15 protein-coding genes are annotated in these 15,001 nt (G+C 74.0%); 7 read left to right on the top strand and 8 right to left on the bottom strand.

The features are described from left to right. The first annotated feature begins 6 nt into the window (after positions 1–6). Positions 7–1,062 (top strand): ABC transporter substrate-binding protein, encoded by a 1,056-nt coding sequence (locus OU787_RS34170; protein WP_030462022.1) that lies wholly within the window; start codon positions 7–9, stop codon positions 1,060–1,062. Between the two features lie 67 nt (positions 1,063–1,129). On the opposite strand, the gene OU787_RS34165 is transcribed toward OU787_RS34170, so the two are convergent. From OU787_RS34165 to OU787_RS34155, 3 genes are all read right to left on the bottom strand, one after another. Next, a complete protein-coding gene (locus tag OU787_RS34165; protein ID WP_268661738.1) occupies positions 1,130–2,788 on the bottom strand; it encodes a serine/threonine-protein kinase in 1,659 nt (552 codons plus the stop codon). 177 nt (positions 2,789–2,965) lie between these two features. Beyond that, positions 2,966–3,634, bottom strand: a complete 669-nt coding sequence (locus OU787_RS34160) for a DUF4232 domain-containing protein (RefSeq protein WP_268658088.1) — start codon at positions 3,632–3,634, stop codon at positions 2,966–2,968. A gap of 223 nt (positions 3,635–3,857) precedes the next feature. Next, a complete protein-coding gene (locus OU787_RS34155) occupies positions 3,858–4,346 on the bottom strand; it encodes a MarR family transcriptional regulator (protein ID WP_268658089.1) in 489 nt (162 codons plus the stop codon). A gap of 102 nt (positions 4,347–4,448) precedes the next feature. Between OU787_RS34155 and OU787_RS34150 the strand changes: the two genes are divergently transcribed. The 4 genes from OU787_RS34150 to OU787_RS34135 all read left to right on the top strand — a co-directional run bounded on the left by OU787_RS34150 (position 4,449) and on the right by OU787_RS34135 (position 8,612). Then, the gene (locus OU787_RS34150; RefSeq protein WP_268658090.1) at positions 4,449–5,510 is read left to right on the top strand and encodes an ABC transporter substrate-binding protein; all 1,062 of its coding nucleotides are present in this window, start codon (positions 4,449–4,451) and stop codon (positions 5,508–5,510) included. 171 nt (positions 5,511–5,681) lie between these two features. Beyond that, positions 5,682–7,115 (top strand): APC family permease, encoded by a 1,434-nt coding sequence (locus OU787_RS34145; RefSeq protein ID WP_268661737.1) that lies wholly within the window; start codon positions 5,682–5,684, stop codon positions 7,113–7,115. Continuing rightward, the gene (locus tag OU787_RS34140) at positions 7,112–8,131 is read left to right on the top strand and encodes an acetamidase/formamidase family protein (RefSeq protein ID WP_268661736.1); all 1,020 of its coding nucleotides are present in this window, start codon (positions 7,112–7,114) and stop codon (positions 8,129–8,131) included. Before OU787_RS34145 ends, OU787_RS34140 begins: the two co-directional genes overlap by 4 nt. A 154-nt stretch (positions 8,132–8,285) precedes the next feature. Further along, positions 8,286–8,612, top strand: coding sequence for a putative quinol monooxygenase (locus tag OU787_RS34135; RefSeq protein ID WP_030462014.1), 327 nt, complete (start codon positions 8,286–8,288; stop codon positions 8,610–8,612). A 27-nt stretch (positions 8,613–8,639) separates the two neighbouring features. Here OU787_RS34135 and OU787_RS34130 read toward each other — a convergent pair whose 3' ends face one another. After that, positions 8,640–9,602: a TerC family protein gene (locus OU787_RS34130; RefSeq protein ID WP_268661735.1), complete on the bottom strand. Its 963-nt coding sequence runs from the start codon at positions 9,600–9,602 to the stop codon at positions 8,640–8,642. A 197-nt stretch (positions 9,603–9,799) separates the two neighbouring features. Between OU787_RS34130 and OU787_RS34125 the strand changes: the two genes are divergently transcribed. Next, positions 9,800–10,879: a winged helix DNA-binding domain-containing protein gene (locus OU787_RS34125; protein ID WP_268658092.1), complete on the top strand. Its 1,080-nt coding sequence runs from the start codon at positions 9,800–9,802 to the stop codon at positions 10,877–10,879. Positions 10,880–10,980: 101 nt separating this feature from the next. Here the strand turns inward: OU787_RS34125 and OU787_RS34120 are convergent, their stop codons facing one another. Then, positions 10,981–11,505, bottom strand: a complete 525-nt coding sequence (locus OU787_RS34120; RefSeq protein ID WP_268658093.1) for an AAA family ATPase — start codon at positions 11,503–11,505, stop codon at positions 10,981–10,983. A gap of 60 nt (positions 11,506–11,565) precedes the next feature. Beyond that, on the bottom strand, positions 11,566–12,303 hold the full coding sequence (locus OU787_RS34115; RefSeq protein ID WP_268661765.1) for an ATP-grasp domain-containing protein: 738 nt from the start codon (positions 12,301–12,303) through the stop codon (positions 11,566–11,568). Between the two features lie 291 nt (positions 12,304–12,594). Between OU787_RS34115 and OU787_RS34110 the strand changes: the two genes are divergently transcribed. Next, positions 12,595–13,830 (top strand): serine hydrolase domain-containing protein, encoded by a 1,236-nt coding sequence (locus OU787_RS34110; RefSeq protein WP_268658094.1) that lies wholly within the window; start codon positions 12,595–12,597, stop codon positions 13,828–13,830. A gap of 170 nt (positions 13,831–14,000) precedes the next feature. On the opposite strand, the gene OU787_RS34105 is transcribed toward OU787_RS34110, so the two are convergent. Then, entirely contained in the window at positions 14,001–14,348 is a 348-nt protein-coding gene (locus tag OU787_RS34105) for a hypothetical protein (protein WP_030462007.1), read from the bottom strand. A 132-nt stretch (positions 14,349–14,480) separates the two neighbouring features. Then, positions 14,481–14,996, bottom strand: a complete 516-nt coding sequence (locus tag OU787_RS34100; RefSeq protein ID WP_268661734.1) for a MarR family winged helix-turn-helix transcriptional regulator — start codon at positions 14,994–14,996, stop codon at positions 14,481–14,483. Positions 14,997–15,001: the final 5 nt, after the last annotated feature.

Below are 15,001 nucleotides of genomic sequence, written 5' to 3'. Positions count from 1 at the left end.
CCCACCATGCGCAGAACCGCTGCCGCCGCCCTCGCCGCCGTCCTCCTGCTGCCGCTGGCCGCCTGTGCCAACGACGCCGCGACCTCGCACAACGGCGCCGCCCCCGCCGGGAAGAAGGTCGACGGCCCCACCGTCAAGATCATGGTCGGCGGCCTGGACAAGGTCATCTACATGCCGGCCATGCTGACCCAGCGGCTGGGCTACTTCGCCGACGCCGGGGTCAACGTCGAGCTGCTGAGCGAGCCGGCCGGCGTCAACGCCACCACCGCGCTGCTGGCCGGCGACGTGCAGGGCGCGGTCGGCTTCTACGACCACACCATCGACCTGCAGGCCAAGGGCAAGATCGTCGAGTCGGTGGTGCAGTTCTCGCAGGCCCCCGGCGAGGTGGAGGTGGTCTCCGCCAAGCAGGCCGACGCGATCAAGTCCGGCGCGGACTTCAAGGGCCGCAAGCTGGGCGTCACCAGCATCGGCTCCTCCACCGACTTCCTCACCAAGTACCTGGCCGTCAAGAACGGCGTCAACGTCAGCGAGTTCAGCCCGATCGCGGTCGGCGCCGGCCAGACCTTCATCGCCGCGCTCCAGCAGGGCTCGATCGACGCCGGCATGACCACCGACCCGACGGTGGCCAACATCCTGTCCAAGCAGCTCGGCACCGTGCTGTACGACATGCGCACCCCCGAGGGCTCGAAGGCGGCGCTCGGCGGCCTCTACCCGTCCTCCTCGCTGTACATGAACACGGCGTGGGTGGACGGCAACAAGGAGACCGTCCAGAAGCTCGCCAACGCCTTCGTGAAGACCCTCAAGTGGATGAACACCCACACCCCCGAGGAGATCGCGGCCCAGATGCCCGCCGACTACGCGCAGGGCGGCGCCGCCGAGTACGCGGCCGCGATCAAGGCCACCCTGCCGATGTTCACCACCGACGGCGTGATGCCCGCCGACGGCCCGAAGACCGTGCTGTCGGTGCTGGCCGCCTTCCACCCGGACGTGCAGGGCAAGGAGGCGAGCATCGACCTGGCCAAGACCTACACCACCGAGTTCGTCTCCAAGGCCACCGGCTGACGGCCGGTCGACGCGGCGGCCCCGCCCCTTCCCGGACAGCGGGGGCGGGGCCGCCGCCGTGCCCGGTTCAGTCGGTGGACTTCACCACCTTGAGGACCTTGCCGGTGGCGCCCGCGGTGAGGTAGCCGCCGCCGCTGCCCCGGTCGTCGGAGAGGTAGTAGCGGATGGTGATCTCGTCCGCGAACCAGCCGTAGTCGACGAGCAGGTAGCGGTCCGTCGGCTGCGGGACGGCGAGCCGGCTCTTGGCGGTGGCGGTGACCGTCGGGATCTGGTCCCAGTCGATCCGGCCGAGGTCGACGAGCTTCTTGGCACTGATGCTGTCGACGACGCCGCCGGTCGTGGTGGTGAGCTTCCCGGCGCGGTAGTCGACGGTGTCGTAGCGCGCCGGGTTGTCCTTGCGCACCACCTTGGCGTGGGCGTTGTCGGAGCGGACCGTCATGTCGATGATCGTGGAGCTGCCGGTGCTCGACCGGATCGACTCGACCAGCACCCGGGCACCGTCCGGGGTCAGCAGGTCGGTGCCGGAGGCGGGCGCGCCGACGCCGGGGCCGCCCTTGGACGGCGCGGTGGAGGACGGCAGGGCGGACGGCACGGCGGGCGGTACGGCCCCGGCGGTCGCGGGGGCGGAGGCCCCGGCCACGGGCGGGTCCTCGCCCCCCTTCCCGTCGAACAGCTTCGGCCCGAACGCCCACCCGAGCAGCCCGACCGCCGCCGCCACCGCGACCGCCGCGGTCAGCACCGCCCCGGTCCGCCGGCGCGGGCCCGGACGCACCGTCTCGGTGGGGGTGTGCGGGAGGGTGCCGTTGGTCTCGGTCCGGCTGTACGGGGGCGGGGAGTTGGTCTCGGTCGGCGAGAAGGCCGGGCTGCCGCCGAGGGTGCCGTCGACGCCCTGCTCGGCGGCGGCGAACAGCCGGTCCAGCCGGGCGGCGTCGGGCCGCTCGGCCGGGTCGCGGGCCAGCAGCGCGGTGAGGGTGGGGCCGAGCGGGCCGGAGCGGACGGGTGGCGGCAGCGGCTGGTCGAGGACGGCGGCGAGGGTGGCGATGCTGTTGGCGCGGCGCAGCGGGTGGTGGCCCTCGACGGCGACGTACAGCGTCATGCCGAGCGACCACAGGTCGGAGGCGGGGTCGCCCTCGTGGCCGCGGATGCGTTCGGGGGCGATGTACTCGGGCGAGCCGATCAGCGCGCCGGTGGCGGTGAGGCTGGTGGACTCGCTGAGCGCGGCGATGCCGAAGTCGGTGAGGACGGGGGTGCCGTCGGGGCGCAGCAGCACGTTGCCGGGTTTGACGTCCCGGTGCTGGATCCCGGCGGCGTGCGCGGCGGTGAGGGCGGCGAGCAGGCCGCGGCCGATCCGGGCGGCCTCCTGCGGCGGGAGCGGGCCGCGGGTGATCCGGTCGTGCAGGGAGCCGCCGGTGACGAGTTCCATCACCAGCCAGGGGTGGGCGAGTTCGGCGTTGTCGACGATGTGGTGGATGGTCACCACGTTGGGGTGCTGCAGCCGGGCGAGGGCCTGGGCCTCGCGCAGCACCCGTTCGCGCAGTTCGTGGGCGGCGGCCGGGTCGGCGGCGAGCATCGCCGGGTCCGGCGGCCGGACCTCCTTGAGCGCGACCTCGCGCTGCAGCATGGTGTCCCGGGCCCGCCAGACCAGTCCCATTCCGCCGCCGCCGAGCCGCCCCAGCAACTCGAAGCGGCCGTCGATCAGTTGGCCGCCCGGCCCGGCTGTCGTCATGGCGCACATCGTAGGGGTCGGCGCCGACGGCGTTCGAACGCGGCCGGGCGGGGCGGGCGGTGCCGACACGAACGGCACGGGCGGTGCGGCCGCCGCCGCCCGGGGCCCGGGGCCCGGGTGACGCGTCGTCAGCGGACGGAACCGGCCGGGCGGGCGGCGGCGGGGGTCAGGCGGGGGTCAGGCGGCGGTCTCGAAGGGGCCGACGGTGAGGTCGCCGCAGACGTTGAGGGTGCCGTTGTCGACGCCGCCGGTGACCGGGACCTGGGACTGCTGGGTGGTGTCGGGCAGGATCACCGCGAGCTTGGAGCCCTGGACGGCGCAGACCAGGCGGCCGGAGGCGCTGCCCTGGAGGTTGACGTCGCTGTAGATCAGCGGGGCGGCGGCGGACTTGCCGGGCTGCAGGGTGACGGTGGCGGCGTTGGCGCCGCCCTGGCGGACGGCGTCCAGCGGGCCGGCCTTGCCCTCGTTGTCGGTGAGCCGGACGCCCGGGAAGCCGGTCAGCGTGCAGGGCTTGCCGGAGGTGTTCTGGGCCCGGACCTCGGCCCGGGCGGGCTGCTGCTCGCTGGCGCGGCCGGCCGGGCCGGTCACGGTGAGCTTGACGTCCTGGGCGGTGCACTTGGTGCTGCCGCCGGCCTTGGGCGAGGCGGCGGCGCCGGCGCCGCCGGTGCTGCCCGCCGGGCTCGCCGCCGTGCCGCCGGCCGGGGCCGCGGCAGTGCCGGACGCCGGGGCCGCCGCGCTGGTCGGGGCGGTCGCGGTGGTGGCGGCGTCGTCGTTGCAGGCGGTCAGGCCCAGCCCGGCGAGGAGGGCGACGGCGGCGGTGGCGGTCAGGCGGGTGGCGGTGCGCATGGCGGTGTACCTCGGGTGGGGGTCGGAGGAGCGGCCCGGAACGGACCGGAAACTTTCTTGACCCAGTTCTATCCGGTCATGATCCACAGCCGTGTCCGCCGGTTGTCACAGCCGCGTCACAGCGCCGCGCACAACGGACACCGGGGGTCGAACCGGGCGCGCCGCACCGGGGTTGAGCCGGTGTCAGCCGGAACGGCGGGGCACCGCCTCGGGCGACGGGGCGTCAGAGCGCGGCGAGGCGGGCCAGCGATCCGGCCGCCGGGTCGGGGAGGTCGCAGGCGGCGCGGACGGCGCTGTCGTGGGCGGCGGCGAGGGCGTCGAGGCGGGCCAGGCGGGTGCGGCCCGTGCGGGAGAGGTGGGCGGTGATCCGGCGGCGGTCGTGCTCGTCGTGGCGGCGGTAGACCTGGCCGGTGTCGGCGAGGGAGTCGACCAGGCGGCTGAGGCTGGCCTGCGGGATCAGCAGGGACTGCGCGAGTTCGCCCATCGGGTGGCCCCGCCCGTCGGCGAGGGCGCGCAGCACCCGCCACTGGTCGACGGTGCAGTCCTCCTCGGCGAGGGCGGCGGCCAGTCCGGTGGTGAGGCGGCGGTGGGCGAGCGCGACGAGTTCGACCAGCAGCGGCGCCGGGACGGCCTCCCCGCCCACGGCGCCCTCCCGGCCGACGGTGCCCTCCCGGCCGACGGCGTCCTCCCGCGTGGCGCTGTCCGCGGACATCCGGCCTCCCGTTCCGATCCCTTGCCGTGACCCGGAGGGGGTTTCCCGGGGCCCGGCGGCACGACCATACTCGCACCGGCGGGGAACGCGTGAGGACGGGTGATGCTGGACGTCAGGCTGGTCGATCCGCTCGACGCGCTGCACCTCGGACGGGAGGGCGGCGCGTTCCGGGTGGGCCTCGTCGTGCCGCAGTCCGGGACGCTCGGGCTGACCGGCCCGTCCGCGCTGGACGGCGCGCTGCTGGCGGCGCACGAGGTGAACGCGCGCGGCGGGGTGCGGGGCCGGCCGCTGGAACTGGTGCTGGTGGACGGGGGCGGGGCGCCGCAGCCGGTGGCCGCCGAGGTGCGCGGACTGCTGGCGGCGGGCGCGCTGGACGCGCTGGCGGGCTGCCACACCAGCGACGTGCACCGGGCGGTGGAGGCGGTGGCCGCCGAGCGGATCGCGTACGTGTTCACGCCGCCGCACGAGGGCGGCTCGCGGCGGCCCGGGGTGCTCTGCACCGGCATCTCCCCGGCGGCCCAACTCGGTTCGGCCATACAGCAGTTGACGGAGCGTCACGGGCTGCGCCGGTGGGCGCTGATCGGCAACGACTACATCTGGCCGCGCACCGTGCACCGGGCCGCCGCCCGGCTGGCGGCCGGGGCCGGGGCCCGGGTGGTGCTGGAGCGCCGGGTGGCGTTCGGGGCGGTGGAGCGGGCGGTCGAGCCGCTGCTGGACGGGCTGCGCGCCGCCCGCGCGGACGCGCTGCTGCTCAGCCTGATCGGGCGCGACCAGGTGGTGTTCCACCGGGCGCTGCGGCGCAGCGGCCTGGACCGCCGGCTGGTGCGGCTGTCCGGCGCGCTGGAGGAGAACGGCCTGCTGGCCCTGGGCGGCGACGTCACCGGGACGCTGTACGCGGCGATGCCCTCGTTCGCCACCCTGGCCGAGGAGCCGCGCCAGTCGCTGGCCGAGCGCCACCGGGCGCTGTGCGGCCCGTGGGCGCCGGTGCTGGACGCGTACGCGGTGGGCCTGTACGACGGCCTGCACCTACTGGCGGGGCTGGCCGCCCGCCGCGCGCTGGAACCGTCCGGCCTAGCCCGGGCAGCGGCCCCGCTGCTGCGGGCCGGACGGCGGACGGTGCACCTGGCCCGGGCCGAGGGGCCGGGCTTCGCCGTCCTGCCCTGAACCGCCCCGCCCCGAGCCGTCCGGTCCTGAGCCGCCCCGCACCGTCCCGCCCCGAGCCGTCCGTGACCGTGCGCAGTGGATCCCGTACGCCGAGAAAACCCTTCCATCTGGAAATACTTGGCCCTACAGTCTCCCCCACACCCGCTGGGCCGTCACGGAGAGGGAGCACCCATGGCCGACACACCCGCGCCGCAGGGCATCGAGAGCTACGGCTACCAACAGGAGTTGCGCCGTTCCCTGACCTTCACCGACCTGCTGGTCTACGGGTTGGTGTTCATGGTGCCGATCGCGCCGTTCGGCATCTTCGGCGGCGTCTTCCAGGGCTCCGGCGGCATGGTCGCGCTGGCGTACGTGCTGGGCATGGTGGCGATGATGTTCACCGCGCTGTCGTACGCGCAGATGTCCCGGGCGTTCCCGATGGCGGGCTCGGTGTACACCTACGCGGGGCGCGGGATCGGCGCGCCGGTGGGCTTCCTGTCCGGGTGGATGATCCTGCTGGACTACGTGCTGGTGCCGGGCCTGCTGTACCTGATCGCCGGGGTGGCGATGAACTCGCTGGTGTCCTCGGTGCCGGTGTGGCTGTGGGTGGTCGGGTTCGTGCTGCTGAACACCGCCGTCAACTACCTGGGCATCGAGACCACCGCCCGGGTCAACAAGGCCGTGCTGGTCGGCGAACTGGTGGTGCTGGCGCTGTTCGTGGTGGTCGGCGTGGTCGCGCTGGCGAACGGCAAGGGCCGGGGCTTCGACTTCACGCCGCTGTACAACGGGCACACCTTCTCCTGGAGCCTGGCGTTCGGCGCGGTGTCGATCGCGGTGCTCAGCTTCCTCGGCTTCGACGGCATCTCCACCCTCTCGGAGGAGAACCGGGACTCGACGAAGGCCATCGGCCGGTCGATGGTGGCGGCGCTGCTGCTGGCGGGCACCCTGTTCATCGTGCAGACCTGGGTGGCCTCGCTGCTGGTGACCGACCCGGACGCGCTGATCCGCGACGGCGACCCGGGCGGCACCGCGTTCTACGACGCCGCGCGCACCGCGGCCGGCGGCTGGCTGGCCACCCTGACCGCCGCCGCGACGGCGGTGGCCTGGGGCTTCGCCAACTCGCTGGTGGCGCAGGCGGCGACCAGCCGGCTGCTGTTCGCCATGGCCCGCGACCGCCAGCTGCCGTCCTTCCTGGCCAAGGTCCACCCGACCCGCCGGGTGCCGGTCAACGCGACCCTGCTGACCGCCGGCGTCTCGCTGCTGCTCGGCCTCTACATGACCTCCCGGGACGACGGCATCACGCTGCTCAGCACCCTGGTCAACTTCGGCGCGCTGACCACCTTCCTGGTGCTGCACGTCGCCGTGGTGGTGCACTACCTGGTGCGCAACCGCAGCAGGGACTACTGGCGGCACCTGATCGCCCCGGTGATCGGCTTCGCCATCCTGGCGTACGTGGTCGTCAACGCGAACATCGCGGCGCAGCGGCTGGGCTTCGTCTGGCTGCTGGTCGGCGCGGTGGTGCTGACCGGCCTGGTCGTCACCGGCCGCACCCCGAAGCTGTCCGTCGCCAGTCCCGAGAACACCGCCGAGAACGTCACCGAGAACACCGTCGAGGAGACCCCGTGACCCTGCCCGAGACCGTCCGCCTCTCCCCCGGCCCGGAGGACTGGGCCTACACCTTCGGCGGGCGCGCCCCGCTGACGACGGTTCGGCCCGGCAGCATCGTGGAGCTGACCACCGAGGACTGCTTCGGCGGCAAGGTGCGCGGCGTGGACGACCTGCCCAGCCGGGTGTGCGTGTTCCCGTACCTCAACCCGGTGACCGGGCCGATCGCGGTGGCGGGGGCCGAGCCGGGGGACGTGCTGGCGGTGCACTTCGTGGAGATCACCCCGGCCCGGGACCGCGGCTTCTCCAGCACCTTCCCGCACTTCGGGGCGCTGACCGCCACCCACCAGACCGCGATGCTGCACCCGGCGCTGGAGGAGCGGGTCTGGGTGTACGACCTGGACGTGGCCGCGGGCCTGTGCCACTTCCGGGCCCGGAACTCCGACTTCGCGGTCGCGCTGCCGCTGGACCCGATGCACGGCACGGTCGGCGTGGCCCCGGCGGCCGGCGAGGTGCTGGCCTCGATCACGCCGGGCGCGCACGGCGGCAACCTGGACACGCCCGAGATGCGGGCCGGCACCACCGCGTACTTCGGCGTCAACGTGGACGGCGCCCTGCTGGCGATCGGCGACGGGCACGCCCGGCAGGGCGAGGGCGAGGTGTGCGGGACGGCCGTGGAGGCGGCGATGCGCACCACCGTGATCGTCGACCTGGTCAAGGGCGGCGGCCCGGCCTGGCCTCGGATGGAGAACGACGACTACCTGATCAGCACCGGCTCGGCCCGCCCGCTGGAGGACGCGTTCCGGATCAGCCAGCACGACCTGGTCGGCTGGACGGCCGACCTGCTCGGCCTGGACCAGCTGGACGCCTACCAGTTGGTCAGCCAGGCCGGGCTGGCCCCGGCGGCGAACGTCTGCGACACCAACTACACGATGGCCGCCAAGCTGCCGAAGTCCGTACTGGGCCGGACCCGGGCGTACGACGGCCTGCACGAGCGGCTGCGGGCGACCGCGGCGGCGTACCTGCGGAGCCGGTGACCCGGACCGCGGCGGCCTACCTGCGGAGCCGGTGACCCGGACCGCGGCGGCCTACCTGCGGGACCGGTGACCCGGTGGGCCGGGCGGATCTGCGATCGTTGCAGGTGAAGGCACACGCGTGCGTGTGCGCACCCACCGCGGAGGAGCAGCAGTCGTGATCTTCATCGCCGTCAAGTTCACCGTCCGGCCCGAGCACAGCGCGAGCTGGATCGAGCGGGTCGAGGAGTTCACCACCTCGACCCGCGCCGAGGAGGGCAACGTCTTCTTCGAGTGGTCCCGCAGCGTCGACGACCCGCACCAGTACGTGCTGCTGGAGGCGTTCCGGGACGGCGAGGCGGGCGCCCGGCACGTCGAGTCGGAGCACTTCAAGACCGCGATGGCCTGGATGCCGGACTTCATCGCCCGTACCCCGGAGATCGTCAACGTCGAGGTCCCCGGCACCGGTTGGAGCGCGATGGCCGAACTCAGCCCGCGCGGCTGAGCCTTCCGGCCGGCGCCTGACCCCGCGTCAGGCGCCGGCCGCCCGGTCCTGCTTCCGGGAGGCCAGCAGGCTGGCGACGGTGGTGACGGCCAGCACCACCACGATGAAGCCCAGCGAGAACGCGATGCCGATCTCCGGCACGTGCACGCCGCTCTCGTGCAGGGCGTGCAGGATCAGCTTGACGCCGATGAAGCCGAGGATCACCGACAGCCCGTAGGACAGGTAGACCAGCCTGGTGAGCAGGCCGCCGATCAGGAAGTACAGCTGGCGCAGGCCCATCAGCGCGAAGGCGTTGGCGGTGAAGACGATGTACGCGTCCTGGGTCAGCCCGAAGATCGCCGGGATCGAGTCGAGGGCGAACAGCATGTCGGTGGTGCCGATCGCCAGCATGACGGTCATCATCGGCGTCATCAGCCGCCTGCCGTCGATCCGGACGAACAGCTTGGTGCCGTGGTACTCGTCCGTGGACGGGATCCGCTTCTTGATCATCCGCAGCAGCCGGCCCTCCTCGAACTCCTCCTCGGTCTTGTCCTGCCCGGCCTCCCGCAGCAGTTTGACGGCCGTCCAGACCAGGAACGCGCCGAAGACGTAGAACACCCAGGAGAACTGGGCGACCAGCGCCGCACCACCGGCGATGAAGACCGCCCGCAGCACCAGGGCGATGATCACGCCGAACATCAGCACCCACTGCTGGTAGATCCTCGGCACCGCGAACTTGCCCATGATCAGGATGAACACGAACAGGTTGTCCACGCTGAGCGACTTCTCGGTGACGTACCCGGCGAAGAACTCCACCCCGGACTTCGATCCGGCGTACCCCCACACGAAGCAGCCGAACAGCCCCGCCAGCACCACCCACACGGCGGTCCAGACCCCGGCCTCCTTGATCGAGACCTCGTGCGGCTTGCGGCCCCCGATGAAGAAGTCGGCCACGATCAGCGCGACCAGCACCGCGATGGTGCCGGCCCACAGGCCCGCGGACACGTCCATGGCTGCTCCCCGGTATCCCGTCGTCCCGTCGGAAAGCCCCATCCTGACCGGCCGGAACCGCCCCGCCCGCACGACACACCCGGCCGGGCCTTCCGCCGGTGGACGGCGACGGCGGCCATTGCGGACGGAAAGTGGCCGCTGCGGCCCCTAGCGTGGCGGCAGGCCCCACCACCCACCGACGGGAGAACCCGCACCGCATGAACGACGTGCTGTCCGTCCGCACCCTGAACCGGACGCTGCTGGAGCGGCAGTTCCTCACCGAACGGACCGGGCTCGGCGTACCCGACGTGGTGGAGCGGCTGGTCGCGCTGCAGGCGCAGGAGCCGAACTGGCCCTACCTGGGGCTGTGGGCCCGGATCGAGGGGTTCCGGCGCGAGCGGCTGGCCGAGCTGCTCGCGGACGGGCGGATGGTGCGGGCGGCGTCGCTGCGCAGCACCCAGCACCTGTCCGGCAGGGCGGACTACGGGCGTTGGCGGCCGCTGCTGCAGCCGGCGCTGGAACGCACCTCGCGGGCCGGCTACTTCACCCCGGCCACCGACGGCCTCGACCTGGACGCGCTGGCGGCGGTCGGCCGGGAGCTGCTGGCCGGGCGGCGGCTCTCCCGGCAGGAACTCGCCACCGAACTGGGCGCCCGCTACCCCGGGCGGGACGGGAAGCTGCTGGCGGGCGCGGTGCAGCTGCGGGTGCCGGTGGTGCACGGGCCGGACAGCTCCGCCTGGGGCGGCTGGAGCCCCCGGACGAACACCTCGCTGACCCTCGCCGAACCGCGCCCCGGCGAGCTCTCGGCGGGCGCGGCGGTGCTCCGCTACCTGGCGGCGTTCGGCCCGGCCGGGGTGAAGGACTTCCAGGCCTGGTCCGGGCTGACCCGGATGCGGGCGGTGTTCGAGGAACTGCGGCCCGGGCTGCGGGTGCACCGCGACGAGCGCGGCACCGAGCTGTTCGACCTGCCGGACGCGGCGCCCGCCGACCCGGACCGGCCCGTCCCGGTGCGCTTCCTGCCCGCGTACGACAACCTGCTGCTCGGGCACGCGGACCGCACCCGGGTGCTCGCCGAGGCGGACCGGCCGCGGGTGATGCCGGGCGCGGCCCGGGTGCTGCCGACCTTCCTGCTGGACGGCTTCGTCGCGGGCACCTGGGCGGTGCGGGGCACGGAGCTGCTGGTCACCCCGTTCCGCCCGCTGCCCAACGGCGCCACCGGGCAGGTGGCGGCGGAGGCCGACCGGCTGGCGGCGTTCCTCGGCCCCGGGCAGCGGGTGGTGTTCACGGCGGCCGGCTGACCCGGGCGGCGCGGAAGGCGGCGGGCGCGGTACGGGCTCGGTCGAGGACGGGATCGGTCGACGGCGAACCCGGTAGACGGCGGACCCGGTCGACGGCGGGCTCAGTCGAGGACGGACTCCGCGATCCGCCGGGCGGCCTGGTGGGGCGTCAGGTGCGTGGTGTCGACGACCTCCGCAGCCTCGTGCAGCCAGCCCCGGGCCGCCTCCGCGTACGGCTCCAGGTGCCTGAGCCGGAACGGGGAGTCCGGCCCGGTGACGGTGTCCCCCGCGATGCGTCCGCGCAGCGTCTCCCGGTCGGCGTGCAGCACGAAGTGCCGCACCGGGATGCCGTGTCCGGCCAGGCCCGCGGCGATCTCCCGCCAGTACTCCTCCACCAGCACGGTCATCGGCACCACCAGCGTGCCGCCGGTGTACTCCAGCACCCGCCGGGCGGTCTCCACCACCAGCGGCCGCCACGGCGGCCAGTGCTGGAAGTTGTCCGTCGCCGGGAGCCCCGGCGAGATGTCCATCAGCGTCTCGCCGACCTTCTCCGCGTCGAACACCCGCGAGTCCGGGAGCAGCCGCTGCACCAGCGCGCTCGTCGTGGTCTTGCCCGCCCCGTGGGTGCCGTTCAGCCATACGATCACCCGCCCAGGCTAGGGCCTCGCTTCCGGTCTTCCGGACCTGGTCTTCCGGGCCTGGCCGGATCAGCGCCGTTCGAACGCCGCGTCCCGCGGTCGCACGTGCTCGCGCGGGCCCGCCGACCGCAGGACCACGTCCAGCACCCGGGCCGGGTCGGCCGCGTAGGCGTGCGAGAACCACGCCATGTTGGCCTCCACCACGGCCCAGCGGTGGCCCGGGCGGTAGGGGTCGAGCAGTTGGCCGACGTCCACGACCACGGCGCTGGGCAGGGTGGGGCCGGCCGCGGCGGCCAGCCGGTCGGCGAACTCCGCGAGCTGCGCGGCGGTGGAGCGGTCCTCCCGGTCCGGGCCGAGCGGGCGGGGGTCGAGCCGGCCGAACACCGCGTACCTGCTGGCCGCGGCGATCCGGCCGTCCAGCAGGAACAGCCGGTACTCGGCGGCGAAGGTCACCACCTCGGACAGCAGTACCGGGGTCGCCGGGTCCAGGTCGGCGGGCAGCCGGGAGCCGTCGCCGTGGACCTCGGCGGGGAAGGACTTGTCCCGGGGCGACTTGACGAACGTCGGCCGGTCCAGCGCCCACGCGTCCGCGAGGGTCCCCACCCGGACCTGACGGCCCGTGAACTCCTCCGGCAGCTCGGCGAGCCAGCCGTCCGTCGGTTCGAGCAGCGCGAACCCGAGCCGCCCCGCGAGCCGCGCCCCCGCGACCGGCCCGCCGTACCAGTACGCGGGGCCGGTCAGCCCGGGCTCCTCCGCCGCCCGGACGGGCATCCCCCGGCCCGCCGCCTCTGCGGCCAGCAGTTCCATCGTCGACGTCCGCCGCCCGGGCATGACCAGCACCGCGTTCTCCTCCCCTGTTCCGCAGGACCGCCACGTTAGTCCCACCGTGTCGCCCGCCGCACCTGACGGACTGTCATGCTGCCGGTCGGAGGGCAATCCCCCGTCGGTCGGGGCGGGGCCGACTCGGCTTCCTCCCCGGGGACGACCCGGGTCCCGGTCTCCTCCTTCCGGCGCGCGATGCCGGGGCCCGCCCGGAGCGGTGAGGCTGGGCGGTGACGAACCCCGACTGTCCGGTCACTCCCGAACAAGGAGAATCGTGTGAAGCAGTACCGAACGGGCGCCCGGCGACTGGCCGCCGCGCTGCTCGCGGGCGCGTCGGTGTTCGTCCTCGCCCCGACCGCCGGGGCCGCCCAGGCCACCGGAGCCGCCGAGGCCGCCGGGGCTGCCGGGGCTGCCGGGTTCGCGGGCCCCTCCTGGCCCGGGGCGAAGGTGCGGCCGGAGCAGCTCCAGCAGGGGCTGGACGCGCTGACCGGCGAAGGCGGCGCCAGTGCGGCGACCGGCGAACTGCGGCAGGACGGGCGGGTGGTGTGGCGGGGGACCTCCGGCGTCGGCGACCTGGCCACCGGCGAACCCGCCCCGGTGGACGGCGCGTTCCGGGCCGGCAGCATCACCAAGACGTTCCTGGCGACGGTGGTCCTGCAACTGGTCGGCGAGGGCCGGGTCGGGCTGGACGAGCCGATCGAGCGCTACCTGCCGGGCGTGGTGCCGAACGGCTCGGCGATCACGGTCCGTCAGGTCATGAACCACACCGCCGGGCTGTACGACTACACCCAGGACCCGCGGTTCGCCTACGACACCGAGGCCGACCAGCGCCGCCTGCTCGACCAGGACCGCTGGCGCACCTGGTCGGCGTCCGAGCTGATCTCCATCGGCCTCTCGCACCCGCCGTACTTCCCGCCCGGCCAGGGCTGGCAGTACTCGAACACCGACTACCTGCTGATCGGCGAGCTGGTGGAGAAGGTCACCGGCCACGACTGGCGCAGCGAGGTGCGCCGGCGGGTGATCCGGCCGCTCGGCCTGCACCGCACCTCGGTGCCGGGCACCGCCACCGGCATCCCGGGTCCGCACAGCCACGGCTACCTGCAGCTCTCCGACGGGCCCGCCGACGTCACGGAGTTCAACACCTCGGTGGCGGGCGCGTCCGGCGAACTGATCTCCAGCAACGACGACCTGGCCCGGTTCGACGCGGCGCTGCTCGGCGGCCGCCTGCTCGCCCCGGCGCAGCTGGCCCAGATGACCACCACGGTGCCGGCCGACGTACAGCCGCCGACCGACTACGGGCTGGGCCTGATGGAGCTGAAGCTGTCCTGCGGCAACGTCTGGGGCCACCCGGGCGGGATCTACGGCTACACCACCTACCTGTTCGGCGACCGGGCGGGCCGCCGGCAGGTCTCGGTCTCGGCGAACCCCTACGACCAGGCGAAGAGCGCCGCGTTGACGCCCGCCGCGGTCGCCCTGGTCGACCTGGCCTTCTGCGGACCGGCCAGGTCCTGAGTCGGAGCCCTGAACCGGGTCCTGAGCCGGAGCCCTGAGCCGGGGTCCTGAACCGAAGTCCTTCTCCGCTGCGCCGAGTTCGAAGTCCTCCCCCGCCGCCGCGGAGGAGGACCCGGCCCGGGGGCGTCCCGGCCCTGTGGTTGCGGGACGCCCCCGGGAGAGGTGGGGGGTCAGAGGCCGGTGCCGTAGTAGCCGCCGACGGTGCGGCGGTACTCGGGGTCTCCGGCGTGGGACTCGTGGTGGTACTCGGGGGCGTTCTTGATCTCGTCCTTGGTGCGGCCGACCCAAACGGTGCGGGCCTCCTCGTCGATCCGGCGGATGGTGCCCGCGGGGAGCAGGACGGTGCGGCCGAAGATCCACGGGCCGGTGTCTACCACGATGTGGCCGTCCTCGGCCTCGTAGGAGTGCTTGTCGACCTTTCCGATGTGCCCGTCGGCGGCCTCGACCCGGAACCCGGTCAGGTCGACGCCCGGCCGGTGGCCCTCGGCGTTCTCGTAGCCCCACATGCCGTCGCTCACAACTGCCTCCTTCGTGAGGGGAGTTCGTCGTTCTGCGGGTCGGCTGCCCGGCTTCACGGCGAGTATGCGCGGCTTTTGCGGGAGTTTGGCCGTTCCCGGTCCGGGCCCGGGGTCCGGGGTCCGGGGTCCGGGTCAGGAGGGGATGGGGTCGGCGGGTTCGAGGCGGGCGAGCCAGTCGGTGAGGAGGGCTTCGAGCCGGTCGGCCTCGGCGGGGGTGAGGGTGGCGAGGAGCCGGTGCTCGTTGCGGATGTGGTCGGTGAAGGCGCGGTCGATCAGGTCGCGGCCGGCGTCGGTGAGGGCGACGACCCGGCCGCGGCGGTCCTCGGTGGCGGTGCGGCGGGTGACCAGGCCGGCCCGTTCGAGGCGGTCGATGCGCTTGGTGACGGCGCCGGTGGTGACCATGGTGTGGGCGGCGAGTTCGCCGGGGGCGCGTTCGTAGGGGGCGCCGGCCCGGCGGAGGGCGGCGAGGACGTCGAACTCGCCCTCGCCGAGGTCGTAGCGGGCGTAGACGGCGCAGAGCTCATGGGTGAGCAGGGTGGCGACCCGGTGCAGGCGGCCGATCACGCCCTGCGGGGCGACGTCCAGGTCGGGGCGTTCGCGCTGCCAGGCGGCCTGGATCCGGGCGACGTGGTCGAGGGGCTGCTCCATGGCCC

The sequence above is a fragment of the Kitasatospora sp. YST-16 genome (assembly GCF_026802215.1).
Lineage (GTDB): Bacteria > Actinomycetota > Actinomycetes > Streptomycetales > Streptomycetaceae > Kitasatospora > Kitasatospora cineracea.
This window is presented reverse-complemented; position numbering and strand designations above follow the sequence as displayed.

Excerpts from the sequence above, each read along its gene's own strand:
- OU787_RS34155 (WP_268658089.1), bottom strand. The coding sequence starts at position 4,346 with ATGTCCGCGGACAGCGCCACGCGGGAGGACGCCGTCGGCCGGGAGGGC.
- OU787_RS34160 (WP_268658088.1), bottom strand. The coding sequence starts at position 3,634 with ATGCGCACCGCCACCCGCCTGACCGCCACCGCCGCCGTCGCCCTCCTC.
- OU787_RS34150 (WP_268658090.1), top strand. The coding sequence starts at position 4,449 with ATGCTGGACGTCAGGCTGGTCGATCCGCTCGACGCGCTGCACCTCGGA.
- OU787_RS34170 (WP_030462022.1), top strand. The coding sequence starts at position 7 with ATGCGCAGAACCGCTGCCGCCGCCCTCGCCGCCGTCCTCCTGCTGCCG.
- OU787_RS34115 (WP_268661765.1), bottom strand. The coding sequence starts at position 12,303 with ATGGAACTGCTGGCCGCAGAGGCGGCGGGCCGGGGGATGCCCGTCCGG.
- OU787_RS34125 (WP_268658092.1), top strand. The coding sequence starts at position 9,800 with ATGAACGACGTGCTGTCCGTCCGCACCCTGAACCGGACGCTGCTGGAG.
- OU787_RS34165 (WP_268661738.1), bottom strand. The coding sequence starts at position 2,788 with ATGACGACAGCCGGGCCGGGCGGCCAACTGATCGACGGCCGCTTCGAG.
- OU787_RS34145 (WP_268661737.1), top strand. The coding sequence starts at position 5,682 with ATGGCCGACACACCCGCGCCGCAGGGCATCGAGAGCTACGGCTACCAA.
- OU787_RS34130 (WP_268661735.1), bottom strand. The coding sequence starts at position 9,602 with ATGGACGTGTCCGCGGGCCTGTGGGCCGGCACCATCGCGGTGCTGGTC.
- OU787_RS34100 (WP_268661734.1), bottom strand. The coding sequence starts at position 14,996 with ATGGAGCAGCCCCTCGACCACGTCGCCCGGATCCAGGCCGCCTGGCAG.